The 12,164-nt window shown below is 72.6% G+C and carries 11 protein-coding genes; 7 read left to right on the forward strand and 4 right to left on the reverse strand.

Annotation, left to right across the window (positions count from 1 at the left end):
- Positions 1 to 73 precede the first annotated feature (73 nt).
- Both ACX6XY_RS10055 and ACX6XY_RS10060 read left to right on the forward strand, forming a co-directional pair.
- Positions 74 to 1,873 carry an MFS transporter gene (locus ACX6XY_RS10055; RefSeq protein WP_460328327.1) on the forward strand — a complete coding sequence of 600 codons (1,800 nt, stop codon included), beginning with the start codon at positions 74 to 76 and terminating at the stop codon, positions 1,871 to 1,873.
- Positions 1,874 to 2,113: 240 nt separating this feature from the next.
- The gene (locus ACX6XY_RS10060) at positions 2,114 to 3,325 is read left to right on the forward strand and encodes an acyl-CoA dehydrogenase family protein (RefSeq protein ID WP_460328331.1); all 1,212 of its coding nucleotides are present in this window, start codon (positions 2,114 to 2,116) and stop codon (positions 3,323 to 3,325) included.
- Between the two features lie 32 nt (positions 3,326 to 3,357).
- Here ACX6XY_RS10060 and ACX6XY_RS10065 read toward each other — a convergent pair whose 3' ends face one another.
- On the reverse strand, positions 3,358 to 3,813 hold the full coding sequence (locus ACX6XY_RS10065) for a cell division protein SepF (protein ID WP_460328333.1): 456 nt from the start codon (positions 3,811 to 3,813) through the stop codon (positions 3,358 to 3,360).
- A 524-nt stretch (positions 3,814 to 4,337) separates the two neighbouring features.
- Here ACX6XY_RS10065 and ACX6XY_RS10070 point away from each other — a divergent pair.
- Positions 4,338 to 5,246: a S1 family peptidase gene (locus tag ACX6XY_RS10070; protein ID WP_460328335.1), complete on the forward strand. Its 909-nt coding sequence runs from the start codon at positions 4,338 to 4,340 to the stop codon at positions 5,244 to 5,246.
- 135 nt (positions 5,247 to 5,381) lie between these two features.
- Here ACX6XY_RS10070 and ACX6XY_RS10075 read toward each other — a convergent pair whose 3' ends face one another.
- The gene (locus ACX6XY_RS10075) at positions 5,382 to 5,516 is read right to left on the reverse strand and encodes a hypothetical protein (RefSeq protein ID WP_460328337.1); all 135 of its coding nucleotides are present in this window, start codon (positions 5,514 to 5,516) and stop codon (positions 5,382 to 5,384) included.
- A gap of 203 nt (positions 5,517 to 5,719) precedes the next feature.
- Here ACX6XY_RS10075 and ACX6XY_RS10080 point away from each other — a divergent pair, with 203 nt between their 5' ends.
- The 3 genes from ACX6XY_RS10080 (at position 5,720) to ACX6XY_RS10090 (ending at position 8,370) form a co-directional block, all read left to right on the forward strand.
- Entirely contained in the window at positions 5,720 to 6,844 is a 1,125-nt protein-coding gene (locus ACX6XY_RS10080) for a methyltransferase domain-containing protein (protein WP_460328339.1), read from the forward strand.
- Between the two features lie 99 nt (positions 6,845 to 6,943).
- Positions 6,944 to 7,315, forward strand: coding sequence for a GntR family transcriptional regulator (locus ACX6XY_RS10085; RefSeq protein ID WP_460328341.1), 372 nt, complete (start codon positions 6,944 to 6,946; stop codon positions 7,313 to 7,315).
- A 239-nt stretch (positions 7,316 to 7,554) separates the two neighbouring features.
- Positions 7,555 to 8,370, forward strand: a complete 816-nt coding sequence (locus ACX6XY_RS10090; protein ID WP_460328343.1) for an SGNH/GDSL hydrolase family protein — start codon at positions 7,555 to 7,557, stop codon at positions 8,368 to 8,370.
- A 32-nt stretch (positions 8,371 to 8,402) separates the two neighbouring features.
- On the opposite strand, the gene ACX6XY_RS10095 is transcribed toward ACX6XY_RS10090, so the two are convergent.
- On the reverse strand, positions 8,403 to 10,103 hold the full coding sequence (locus tag ACX6XY_RS10095; RefSeq protein ID WP_460328453.1) for a serine/threonine-protein kinase: 1,701 nt from the start codon (positions 10,101 to 10,103) through the stop codon (positions 8,403 to 8,405).
- 339 nt (positions 10,104 to 10,442) lie between these two features.
- On the opposite strand from ACX6XY_RS10095, the gene ACX6XY_RS10100 reads away from it, so the two are divergent.
- Positions 10,443 to 10,712, forward strand: a complete 270-nt coding sequence (locus tag ACX6XY_RS10100) for a hypothetical protein (RefSeq protein ID WP_460328345.1) — start codon at positions 10,443 to 10,445, stop codon at positions 10,710 to 10,712.
- A 207-nt stretch (positions 10,713 to 10,919) separates the two neighbouring features.
- On the opposite strand, the gene ACX6XY_RS10105 is transcribed toward ACX6XY_RS10100, so the two are convergent.
- Complete coding sequence (locus ACX6XY_RS10105; protein ID WP_460328347.1) at positions 10,920 to 12,110, reverse strand: CaiB/BaiF CoA transferase family protein; 1,191 nt, start codon at positions 12,108 to 12,110, stop codon at positions 10,920 to 10,922.
- Between the last annotated feature and the right edge of the window lie 54 nt (positions 12,111 to 12,164).

Here is a 12,164-nt window from a genome sequence, read left to right on the forward strand (position 1 = left end):
CCGACACTCATCGGCGCCGGGTCAGGGCCGCCGCGTCGGCGGAATCCGAGCAACCCCACTGGGAGGTAGGTATATGTCCGGGACGCCCACGGCCGCTTCGGCGCCGCCCGCCGGTGTTTCCCGTTCATCCCCCGCCCCCCGCCTCGCCGCCCTCGCCCGTGGCCCCTGGTCGGCACGGCCGCCGGGCGGCGGCGCCAACCGCTGGGTCGTCCTGGTGGTGCTGTGCGCCAGCCTGCTGCTCGTCGCCATCGACTCGACCGTGCTGCACGTCGCCGTCCCGGCCGTCACCGAGGACCTCAAGCCCGGCGGCATCCAGCTGCTGTGGATCGTCGACGCCTACCCGCTGGTCTGCGCCTCGCTGCTGATCCTGTTCGGCACCCTGGGCGACCGCGTCGGCCGCCGCCGGGTGCTGCTCATCGGGTACGCGCTGTTCGGCTCCGCCTCGGCGCTGGCCGCCCTGGCCGACACCCCCACGGTGCTGATCGCCGCTCGGGCGCTGCTCGGCGTCGGCGGCGCGATGATCATGCCCGCCACGCTGTCGATCCTCCGCCAGGTCTTCCCCGACCGCCGGGAGCGCGCCGTCGCCATCGGCCTGTGGACCGCGGTCGCCGCGGTCGGCGCCGCGGGCGGCCCGTTGCTCGGCGGTCTGCTGCTCGAACACTTCTGGTGGGGCTCGGTCTTCCTGATCAACATCCCGCTGATGCTGGTCAGCCTCCCGGTCGGCCGCTGGCTGCTGCCCGAGTCGACCGGGGACCGCTGCGGCCCCTGGGACGTGGTGGGCGCCCTGATGGCGGCGGCCGGACTGTTCGGCGTCGTCCTCGGGGTGAAGCGCGTCGGCGGCGGCGAGGACGTCGTCAGCCCGCTGACCCTGGTGCCGCTGCTGGCCGGGGCGCTGCTGCTGACCGGGTTCGTCCGCAGACAGCGGCGGCGCAGGCACCCGCTGGTCGACCTGTCGATGTTCTCCCGGCCCGCGTTCGGCACCTCCGTGGGCTGCATCGTGCTGGCGATGCTGGCCCTGGTCGGGCTGATGCTGATCGCCGCCCAGTACCTCCAGCTGGTGCTCGGCCTCTCGCCGCTGGAGACCGGGCTGCGGATGGTGCCGCTCACCCTGGCCGCCATGGCCGGCGGGCTCGCGGGCTCCACGCTTCTGCAGCGCCTCGGCCCGCGCACGATGGTCGCCTTCGGCTTCTGCCTCACCGCGGCCGCGGTGCTCACGCTCACCTTCATGGGCCAGCAGGACAATCCGCCGCTGCTGCTCGGGGGCTTCGTCATCCTCGGCTTCGGCCTGCAGACCACGCTCTTCGGCGCGTACGAGTCGATGCTCAGCGAGGCCCCGCAAGGGCAGGCCGGCGGGGCCGCCGCGATCGGTGAGACCTCGTACCAGCTGGGCGGCGGCATCGGGATAGCGCTGCTCGGCAGTGTCATGAACGCCGTGTACGCGCCGGGGCTCTCCTCGGTGCCGGGCGTCCCGGACCGGGCGAGCGAGGCCGCGGGCAACTCCCTGGGGGAGGCGTACGAGGTCGCGGCCGGACTCGACGGCGGCGCCGGCGAGCTGCTGCGGGCCGCGGCCCAGGACTCCTTCGTCTACGGGATGCGGGTCAGCCTGCTGGTCAGCGCGGGCCTGCTGCTGCTCGGCGCGCTCGCGGCGCTGCGGCTGCCGCGCGGCATGGAGTGCGCCGCGGAGTCCGGTACGGCGTGCCACGCGGCGCCGGCCGGCGGCGACCTGGCCGGGGTGCCCACGCGGACGCCGCGGCCGGGCCCCGAACGGGAGCGGGACCACGGGTTCGGGCCCGCGGTGGCCGTCCCGGCGGCGCGCGCGGAGCAGGCGCCTCGGGAGTTCCGGGAACAGGCGGGCCTCGCGGCCGAGTCCTGAGCCGGGCCGCGGCCGCGCCGGGCCGCCCGCGACGCCGCGTGCGCCGCCCGGAGCAGGCTGGACGTGCGCGGCACCGCCCCGTAACGTCGGCGCCACGCACATAACTACCACTGCTAGGAACGGCCGGCGGAGCGGGCCTGGGGCGTGGTGGCCTGGCACGCGCGACCGCGGCGCGGTCGTCGGCCGCTCATGGCCTGATCCGCCGACCGGCCCTGGTTTTCCCGCCGTCCGGAGGCCAGCATGTCCGCCACCCGTCCGACAGCGTTCGACCCACCCCGCCCGCCAGCGTTCGACCCGCACGACCCGCTCGGCCTCGACGACCTGCTGAGCCCCGACGACCTCGCCGTCCGCGACACGGTGCGCGGCTGGGCCGCCGACCGCGTCCTGCCGCACATCGCCGACTGGTACGAGCGCGGCGAACTGCCCGGCATCCGCGAACTGGCCCGCGAACTGGGCGCCATCGGCGCCCTCGGGATGTCCCTGACCGGCTACGGCTGCGCCGGTGCGAGCGCCGTCCAGTACGGCCTGGCCTGCCTGGAGCTGGAGGCCGCCGACTCCGGCATCCGCTCCCTGGTCTCCGTGCAGGGCTCACTCGCCATGTACGCCATCCACCGCTTCGGCTCCGAGGAGCAGAAGCAGCGGTGGCTGCCGGGTATGGCCGCCGGAGAGCTGATCGGCTGCTTCGGCCTCACCGAGCCCGACATCGGCTCCGACCCGGCGTCGATGCGCACCTACGCCAAGAAGGACGGCGCCGACTGGGTGCTGACCGGCCGCAAGATGTGGATCACCAACGGCTCGGTGGCCTCGGTCGCCGTGGTCTGGGCGCAGACCGACGACGGCATCAGGGGCTTCGTCGTACCGACCGACGCCCCCGGCTTCTCCGCCCCCGAGATCAGGCACAAGTGGTCGCTGCGCGCGTCGGTGACCAGTGAGCTGGTCCTGGACGAGGTGCGGCTGCCCGCCGACGCCGTACTGCCCGAGGTGACCGGACTGCGCGGCCCCCTCGGCTGTCTGAGCCACGCCCGCTACGGGATCGTGTGGGGCGCGATGGGCGCGGCCCGCTCGTCCTTCGAGGCCGCGGTCGACTACGCCAAGACCCGTGAGCAGTTCGGCAAGCCCATCGGCGGCTTCCAGCTCACCCAGGCCAAGCTCGCCGACATGGCCCTCGAACTGCACAAGGGCATCCTGCTGGCGCACCACATCGGCCGCCGGATGGACGCGGGACGGCTGCGGCCCGAGCAGATCAGCTTCGGCAAGCTCAACAACGTACGCGAGGCGATCGAGATCTGCCGGACGTCCCGCACGATCCTGGGCGCCAACGGCATCTCCCTGGAGTACCCGGTCATGCGCCACGCGACCAACCTGGAGTCGGTGCTCACCTACGAGGGCACCGTCGAAATGCACCAGCTGGTGCTGGGCAAGGCGCTCACCGGTCTCGACGCGTTCCGCTGAGCGGGCGGCGGCCGGACGGGCGAACGCCTCGCTCAGCTCTGGTTGAAGAAGCCGTCGCTGGGGCGGCTCTCGCTCTCGCCGTTCACGATCCGGGTGTCGGCGGGGGTGAGCAGGAAGACGCGGTTGGCGACCCGCTCGATCGAGCCGCGCAGCCCGAAGGTCAGCCCGGCGGCGAAGTCCACCACGCGCTTGGCGTCGGCGGGTTCCATGGACGTGAGGTTCATGATCACCGGGACCCCGTCCCGGAACAGCTCGCCGATGCCGCGCGCGTCCCGGAACCCGTCCGGCGTGACCGTGCCGATCCGCTGGCCCTGCTCCTCGGCCGCCTCCGTGGCCACCCGCACCCGCGGGTCGGTCACCCAGGCGTTGCCGGGCTCGTGCCCCTCGGCCGAGTCGGCCGAGTCGTCTTCGTATCCGCCGTAGTAACGCTCGTCATCGTTGTCGTCGACGAGGCCAAGCCAGGCACTCGCCTTGCGCACCGATCCCATGGACGCCTCCTCTCGCAGCGGTTCCTGCTGTCCGCACTCCTATGGTCGTCCATGATGCGGATGCCGCGCCAAGTGGATAGTCGCCGCGCGCGGTTTTCGTGACGGTACTGGTGCACGAGCCACCCCGGTTCTTCAAGGGTCCTGCGGGGTACGGCTGCTGACAGTGAGTGAAATATGATTTGTTCGGCAGACGGGTGACGACGGGCGTGTCACGACGGGCTGCTGGTCTCGGTTCTGACGGTGACTCAGTCTGGGCGGGATCGCGCCTGGGACGCACCGGGAGTGTACGGGGAGCGACGGGGAACGACGGGGAGTGCGCCGGGGCGGCCGGCGGCGCGTGTGCCCGCCGGGGCGGACGGCCGAAAAGCGCCCTTGTGCCGGGCGGTGAGCCGCCGAATACTCCCGAACAGCGCTTGTCAGGGGCACAACTGTTGTCGAAATGCCGAACAGTGAACGGCCCCCTGACCGCGCCTCACGGGTCCGCTGTCCAGTGGACCCCCGATTCCCCTCGGGAGGAACGACAAGTGAGGATCAAGCGCACCACCCCCCACGGCGGCATCGCCCGACGGACCCGGCTGCTGGCCGCGGCCGTCGGCCTGGTGACCGCGGGTGCCCTGGCCGTCCCCGCCGCGCAAGCGGCCGAGGCCAGACCGGACGTCTACAGCGCGGCCCAGCTCACCCAGGCCGGTGACGCGGTGCTCAAGGCCGATGTGGCGGGCACCGCCTGGAACGTGGACCCGAAGACCAACCGCCTGGTGGTCACGGCCGACAGCACCGTCTCGCGGGCGGAGCTCAACAAGATCAAGCGCGCGGCCGGCCCCCACGCCGGCGCCCTCAAGATCGAGCGCACCCCCGGCAAGTTCACCAAGCTGATATCCGGCGGAGACGCCATCTACGCGAGCGGCTGGCGCTGCTCCCTGGGCTTCAACGTCCGCAGCCGCAGCGGCGCCTCCTACTTCCTGACCGCGGGCCACTGCACCGACGGGGCGGGCACCTGGTGGGCCAACTCCAGCCGCAGCACCGTGCTCGGCTCCACGGCGGGATCGAGCTTCCCAGGCAACGACTACGGCATCGTCCGGTACACCAACAGCTCGATCAGCAAGCCGGGCAGCGTCGGCGGCCAGGACATCACGCGGGCCGCCGACCCGTACGTCGGCCAGTGGGTCACCCGCCGCGGCTCCACCACGGGCACCCACAGTGGCCGGGTCACGGGGCTCAACGCCACGGTCAACTACGGCGGCGGTGACGTCGTCTACGGCATGATCCGCACCAGTGTGTGCGCCGAGCCGGGCGACTCCGGCGGTCCGCTCTACTCCGGCAGCACCGCACTCGGTCTCACCTCCGGCGGCAGCGGCAACTGCCGGACCGGCGGCACGACCTTCTTCCAGCCCGTCACCGAGGCCCTGAACAGGTACGGGGTCAGCGTCTACTGAGCAAGAGAGCCTGGCACGGAGCCCTCGTCCGAACTTCCGGCCACCGGAACTCCCGGAACCCGGAACTCCCGGACGGGGGCTCGCCCTTGCTCTGTGAGGAAGACGGCGCCGCGTCAGCGGCGGGTTCCGGCGGGCTCAGCCGTCCGGCCACCAGGTTCTGCGGACGTCCTGGCGGATCTCGGGGCGCGGGCGCGCGGGTTCGTCGGCGCGGTCCCGCTTCCGGCGGCTCGTGGTCCTGTTGACGGGCTTCTGTACGGTCTGGCGGCGCATGGCGGCCTCCTGGCGCAGTCGTCCCGGTCCGCTCCTCCGTGAAGGGAGACCCGGATAGGGAGCCTTACCCATCGCGAGGCCTGTTGTCAGTGGCGCCGGTCACGCATCTGTGTGGCGCTCGTCACACCAGTGGCCCAGGGGGCGCTTCCCCAGGGCCCGCGGCGGGCGCGACGGTTGTCAGTGGCGGCTGCGACGATCAGTGCATGACCGACAGCCGCGCTGGACACGACTGGGACGACGAGGCCGCCACGTTCGACGGCGAGCCCGACCACGGCCTGCGGGACGCCGGGGTACGGGACGCCTGGGCCGCCAGGCTGCGCGGCTGGCTGCCCCGCGAAGCCTCCGACGTACTCGACCTCGGGTGCGGGACCGGGAGTATGTCGCTGCTCGCCGTGCGGCAGGGGCACCGGGTGACCGGGGTCGACCGCTCGCCGCGCATGGCGGACCGGGCCCGCGCCAAGCTCGCCGGTACCGGGGCCGAGGTGCTCGTCGGCGACGCGGGGCGGCCCCCGGTCGAGGGGCGGCGGTTCGACGTCGTGCTGGTCCGGCACGTGCTGTGGCAGCTTCCCGACCCGGATGCGGCCCTGCGTCGCTGGGCCGCGCTGCTGCGCCCCGGCGGGCGGCTGGTGCTGGTCGAGGGGGTGTGGGGGACGGTCAGCCCGGTCGGCATACCGGCCGCCCGGCTGACCGAGGCGCTGGGGCGGCTGACCGACCGTGTCCACTCCGAGCGGCTCTCCGGCGACACGCGCCTGTGGGGGCGCGAGATCCACGACGAGCGGTACGTCGTGGTGGCGGCCTTCGACGGAAAGCGGCGGCACAAGGAGGTCGTCGACGTGCACCTGTTCGTGCGCCGCGGTGACGAGGTGCTGCTCGCCCGGCGTGCCGGAACCGGCTACGCGGACGGCCTGCTGCACGCGCCGTCAGGTCACCTGGAGGACGGCGAGGACGTCCGGGAGGCGATGCTCCGCGAGGCGTACGAGGAGCTCGGCCTGCGGCTCACCCGAGACGACCTGAGCGTCGCGCTGGTCATGCAGCACCGTTCGCCGAGCGGCGAGACCCGGATCGGCTGGTTCTTCGAGACGGCGTACGGCGTCGGCGGCGAGCCCGTCAACGCCGAACCGGACAAGTGCTCCGAGCTCGCCTGGCACCCCCTGGCCGCGCTCCCGGACGACCTGGTGGCGTACTGCCGAGCGGGACTCGACGCCTACCGGGCGGGGCAGCGGTTCGTGCTGCACCTGCACGAGGCGGGCGACTCGATCGCGTACGAACCGAAGGGAGCGAGCCGTGCCGTACCGCTCCCGGCGTCCGGCGTCCGAGCCGCGCCCTGACCGGGCCGCGGGCGATCGCGAGCCCGGCGGCCCCGCGCCCGCTAAGCAAAGCGCCCCGCCCTGGCCCAGGATTTTCCGTCGGTGCGGGACAATCGGCCGGTGACCTTGAAGCTTGACATCGATCCGGGCGCCGCCGTCGCGCCGTATGAGCAGCTGCGTGCGCAGATCTCCGAACTGGCCCGGTCCGGGGCGCTGCCGGTGGGCTACAAGCTGCCGACCGTGCGCGGTCTCGCCGAACAGCTGGGTCTCGCGGCCAACACCGTGGCCAAGGCGTACCGGACGCTGGAGTCGGACGGGGTGGTCGAGACGCGCGGCCGCCACGGGACGTTCGTGGCGGCGGCGGGGGACGCGGCGGCGCGGCGTGTCGCGGCGGCGGCCGCGGAGTATGTGGCTCAGGCCCAGCGGTTGGGGCTGGACCGGGCGGCCGCGCTCGCGGCGGTGGAGGACGCGGTGCGGGCGGCCTATCCGTAGGCGTGCTGGGGGAGCGAGTGTCGGGCCGCGGTCGGTGTCGCGACGCGCTCGGTTTACGTGACGGAGTGTCACGTAAACGGCACAGAGCGGAAGTTGAACTGCTCAACGGCGTACGCCGGTTAAACCTTGTCCCGGCAAGAATTCCGATAACCGGAAACTCTTGGCATGGACACTTCCCGGCTCCTGTGGTGCGTGGTACCACCGGAGTTGACAGCAGTGATCCTGCTTGAGGAGGTTCCATGAGGTTATCCCGAATCACCGCGGGTCTGGGCTCGCTCCTCCTGGCCGTCGGCCTCCCCCTGGCCGGTGCGAGCGCGGCGCACGCCGCCGACGGCCAACAGGCCGCGGCGGGCGGCTATGTGGCCCTCGGCGACTCCTACTCGTCCGGCGTCGGGGCCGGTTCCTACGACAGCGGCAGCGGCGACTGCAAGCGCAGCAGCCGCGCCTACCCCGTCCTGTGGGCGGCCGCCAACTCACCCGCCTCGTTCGACTTCACCGCCTGCTCGGGCGCCCGGACGAGTGATGTCGTGAACTCCCAGCTGGGTCCCCTGAATTCGACGACCGGACTGGTCTCGATCTCGGTCGGCGGCAATGACGCGGGCTTCGCGGACGTCATGCTCACCTGTGTGCTGCAGTCCGAAAGCGCCTGCCTGAACCGCATCGAGGAGGCCAAACGGTACGTCGACACCGAGCTGCCAGGCCGCCTCGACTCCGTCTACTCGGCCATCGACTCCAAGGCCTCCCACGCGCGTGTGGTCGTCCTGGGCTACCCGCGCTTCTACAAGCTGGGCGGCGGCTGCTGGTTCGGCCTGTCCGAGACCAAGCGCGCGGCCATCAACGACGCCGCCGACTATCTGAACACCGCCACCGCGAAGCGTGCCGTCGACCACGGATTCACCTTCGCCGACGTCAACCCGGACTTCGCCGGGCACCGGATCTGCTCCGGCGACTCCTGGCTGCACAGCGTGAACTGGGGCGACATCGGCGAGTCGTACCACCCGACGGCCGCCGGGCAGTCGGGCGGATATCTGCCGACGCTCAACCGGGCGGCGTGACCTGGGTCCTGTCCGGCGGACAGGACCCAGCGCTACCCGGCCGCGCCGTTCGGCGCGTAGTCGGAGGGGCCTCCGCTGGTCGGGGGCTCCTCTTCGCAGGTCACGGAGTACGCCACGGAGTTGGACTGCGCGTCCAAAGGCGCGCGGACCTCCACGCTGATCTCGTTGTGCAGCGTGCCGCCCGGTGTGTAGGCCGCCTCGGTGTGGTTCACGGTCTGGGTCTTGTCCCCGCCGTCGGCGAACTGGAGGGTCTTCCACCCCGGATCGGATGGCTGGCCGTTCGCGGTCACCCAACGGTACTCGACCTCGACCGGGGTGCCGCCCACCGTGAACGACGCGGTGAAGGACGGGGCCTCGGCCTCGGACGGCGGACAGGCGCCGGTGTAGTCGGCGTCGGTCGCGGCGACGGAGACCTCGACGGTCTGCGGGGGGTCGGTGGTCGTTCCGCCGTCGCCTCCGCCGCTGGTTTCACCGCCGCTGGTGTTGGTCCCGCCGTGGTCGTTGCCGTTGCCATTTCCGTTGCTGCCGCCGCCGCTGTTTCCCTGGCCGCCGGTGTCACTGCCGCCGTTGTCTCCCCCGCCGGTACCTCCACTGCCAGTGTCTCCGCCGCTGTCCGACCCGCCGCCGCTGTCCGACCCGCCGCCGTTGTTCGCGCCCGTATCGCCGCCGCTGTTCGAGCCGCCAGTGCCGTTGGAGCGCCCGCCGTCCGAAGTCTTCCCGTTGCTGGAGCCGTTGCCGTTGCCGTTTCCCTTGTCGCCGTCCAGCAGGGCGTACGTCGTCAGCCCGCCGATGGCGAGTACCAGCGCGGCGAGACCCGCGATCAGCAGCACGGCCCGTCCCGACCGGGCCGGGCGTGGCTCAGGCCGCGGTTCGGGGGCAGGTCCGGGCGGGGTGGGAGAAGGCGCCGTGATCGTCTGCCGACGGTGCAGATCGGGGTCCGGTCCTGAACCCCGGACCGAGCCGGGACGCGGGGGCGGCGTGTTGCCCGCGGCCACGTCCCGCAGGTCGTGCGCGGTGTCGGCCGCCGAGAGCCGCTCGACGGGGTCCTTGCGCAGCAGCCCCTCGATGACCGGGGCCAGCGCCCCGGCCCGGTCCGGCGGCGGCAGTTCCTCCGTGACCACCGCGTGCAGCGTCGACCAGGGGGTGTCCCGCCGGAACGGGGAGTTCCCCTGCACCGACGCGTACAGCAGCACCCCCAGCGACCACAGGTCCGACTCGGGCCCCGGCGTACGGCCCTGCGCGCGCTCCGGGGCCAGGAACTCGGGCGAGCCGACCAGTTCGCCGGTCATCGTGAGATGCGAGCCGCCCGTCAGGAGCGCGATGCCGAAGTCGGTGAGCACGACCCGCCCGTCGTTGGCGAGCAGGACGTTGCCGGGCTTGACGTCACGGTGCAGGACGCCCGCCTCGTGCGCGGCCCGGAGCGCCGCGAGCACCTCGACGCCGATCGCCGCGGCCCGCCGCGGTGGCATCGGGCCCTCGGCGTCCAGCGCGTCGGAGAGGGAGAGCCCGCGGACGAGCTCCATCACGATCCACGGGCGGCCGCTCTCCATCGCCACGTCATAGACCGTGATCACGGAGCCGTGTGACACTCGGGCCGCGGCCCAGGCCTCGTTCTCCAGACGCGCGTACAACCGCTCCACGTCCTCGGGTGGGACTCCGGCCGGAGCGCGGACCTCCTTGACGGCGACCTCGCGGTGGAGCACCTCGTCACGGGCCCGCCAGACGATGCCCATGCCGCCCGCACCCAGGGTGTCCAGCAGGTGGTAGCGGCCAGCGACCACCCGCCCGCGGTCTTCCCCGCCTTGTCGACCCGTGTTTCCCGTTGCGTCGCTCACAGGCGAACCCCCATCCGCGGCAGGGCGATTTCCCACCAAAGTACCCTGGTAGGGCGGGGTTGCCTCCCCCTTTGACAGGGTTGTCCAACTCCACCTGGAAGCAAGCGGATTCGGAGAGTAGTTGTCAATATCCTTATGACAGAGGTGAATCCGGCGGCCGGGATACACGAGTGTCAGTAGGGAGCGATAGGGTTACCCTGCCCAGGGCCGGGCGCCCTCGTACGGGTGGGGAGTGACATGGAACAGATAACAGTGCGCAGCAGGGCGCGAGTCCCTGCGATCACCTGCGGGAGCAGCGCGAGCAGTTCGCGTCTCGACCGCCATCTGGCGGTGCTGGGCGGGCCTGCCGTCCCGCAGCGTGAGACGGCTGAGGCGACGTTGCTGATGCGTGAGCTGACCACGCGTGATGTCGCGCACGAGCGCACGGGGCGGGGCGCGCGGATGCGTCGGGTCTCGCTCTTCGCGCCGTTGCGGCGGCTGCGCCGCACGCTCTTCGGCGGTCGCTGAGCTCGCCGAGAGCGCGGCCGATCGTCGTCGGGGCCCGCGACCGTGGGCCCGCGATCTCGGGGCGTGTCCGGCGGATCATGCCGGGGCGCGGCCCGTACGGCGTCGCCACCCCACCAGGCCTGATCCGCCGTTCCCCGTCCAACCACCGGCCCGCCCCCTCCTCTCCCCCTCTTCCTTCCCTTCCTTCTTCTCCTTCTCCCTCTTGCTTCAGGCGATCACCCCGTCCCGGCGCATCGCCGTGATTTCCGCGTCCGTCGTCCCCACGCCCCGCAGCAGAGCCTCGGTGTGCTCGCCCAGCGCGGGCACCGCCCCCATGACCGGCTCGGCCGCACCCGGCGACGTCACCGGCGGCAGCATCGCGCGCAGCGGCCCGACCGGCGAGTCCACCTCCCGCCAGCGCGCCCGCGCCGCCAACTGCGGATGCGCGGCGACCTCGTGGACATCCCGCAGCCGGGCGCAGGCGATCCCGGCCGCCTCAAGGCGCTCCAGGGCGTCGTCCGCGGTCAGCTCCAGCAGGGCCTTCCCGACCAGGGCGTCTGTACGCTCGCGGTGCGCGGTGCGGGCCGCGTTCGTCGCGTACGCCGGGTCGTGCCCCAACTCCGGTCTGCCGACGACCTGTTCGGCCAGTCGCCGCCACTCCCGGTTATTCTGCACCGACAGCAGCACCCGCGCGCCGTCGGCCGTCGGATAGGCGTCGTACGGGGCGATGACGGCGTGCGCCAGACCCGCGCGCGCCGGGGCGGTGCCGCCGTGCATCGCATGGTGCAGCGGATGCCCCATCCACTCGGCCAGCGCCTCCAGCATCGAGATCTCCAGCGGTCCGCCGACCCCGGTCGTAGCCCGCCGCAACAGGGCCGCGAGCACACCCGAGTACGCGTACATCGCGGCCGCGATGTCGGCGGCCGGGATCCCGGCCTTGACCGGCTGCTGAGGCGTCCCGGTCACCGAGACCAGACCCGCCTCGCACTGCACCAGCATGTCGTAGGCCCGTTTGTCGGCGTACGGGCCGCCCGCGCCGTACCCCGAGATGTCCACCGCGACCAGGCGCGGGTGGCGGTGGCACAGAGTGGCCGCGTCCAGGCCGAGCCGGGCGGCCGCGCCCTGGGCGAGGTTCTGGACGAACACGTCCGCGTCCGTGATCAGGCGCTGTACGACGGCCAGGCCCCGAGGGTCCTTGAGATCGACGGCGAGGCTCTCCTTGCCGCGGTTGGCCCACACGAAGTGCGAGGCCAGGCCGCGCGCCGCGGTGTCGTAGCCGCGGGCGAAGTCGCCGCCGTCGGGGCGCTCGACCTTGATGACCCGAGCTCCGAGGTCCGCGAGCTGCCGGGTGGCGAAGGGGGCCGAGACGGCCTGCTCGACGGCGACGACCGTGATGCCGTCCAGGGGAAGTGGTTGCATGGCGCACGATCCTCACCCCGGTGCGCCGCCTTTGTCACCCCCCTCGGACTCCCC

This window comes from Streptomyces sp. O3, assembly GCF_054788135.1.

Bases quoted from the DNA above. Each gene is read 5' to 3' on its own strand.
- ACX6XY_RS10055 (WP_460328327.1), top strand. From the start codon at position 74: ATGTCCGGGACGCCCACGGCCGCTTCGGCGCCGCCCGCCGGTGTTTCC.
- ACX6XY_RS10060 (WP_460328331.1), top strand. From the start codon at position 2,114: ATGTCCGCCACCCGTCCGACAGCGTTCGACCCACCCCGCCCGCCAGCG.
- ACX6XY_RS10065 (WP_460328333.1), bottom strand. From the start codon at position 3,813: ATGGGATCGGTGCGCAAGGCGAGTGCCTGGCTTGGCCTCGTCGACGAC.
- ACX6XY_RS10075 (WP_460328337.1), bottom strand. From the start codon at position 5,516: ATGCGCCGCCAGACCGTACAGAAGCCCGTCAACAGGACCACGAGCCGC.
- ACX6XY_RS10080 (WP_460328339.1), top strand. From the start codon at position 5,720: ATGACCGACAGCCGCGCTGGACACGACTGGGACGACGAGGCCGCCACG.
- ACX6XY_RS10090 (WP_460328343.1), top strand. From the start codon at position 7,555: ATGAGGTTATCCCGAATCACCGCGGGTCTGGGCTCGCTCCTCCTGGCC.
- ACX6XY_RS10095 (WP_460328453.1), bottom strand. From the start codon at position 10,103: ATGGGCATCGTCTGGCGGGCCCGTGACGAGGTGCTCCACCGCGAGGTC.
- ACX6XY_RS10100 (WP_460328345.1), top strand. From the start codon at position 10,443: ATGGAACAGATAACAGTGCGCAGCAGGGCGCGAGTCCCTGCGATCACC.
- ACX6XY_RS10105 (WP_460328347.1), bottom strand. From the start codon at position 12,110: ATGCAACCACTTCCCCTGGACGGCATCACGGTCGTCGCCGTCGAGCAG.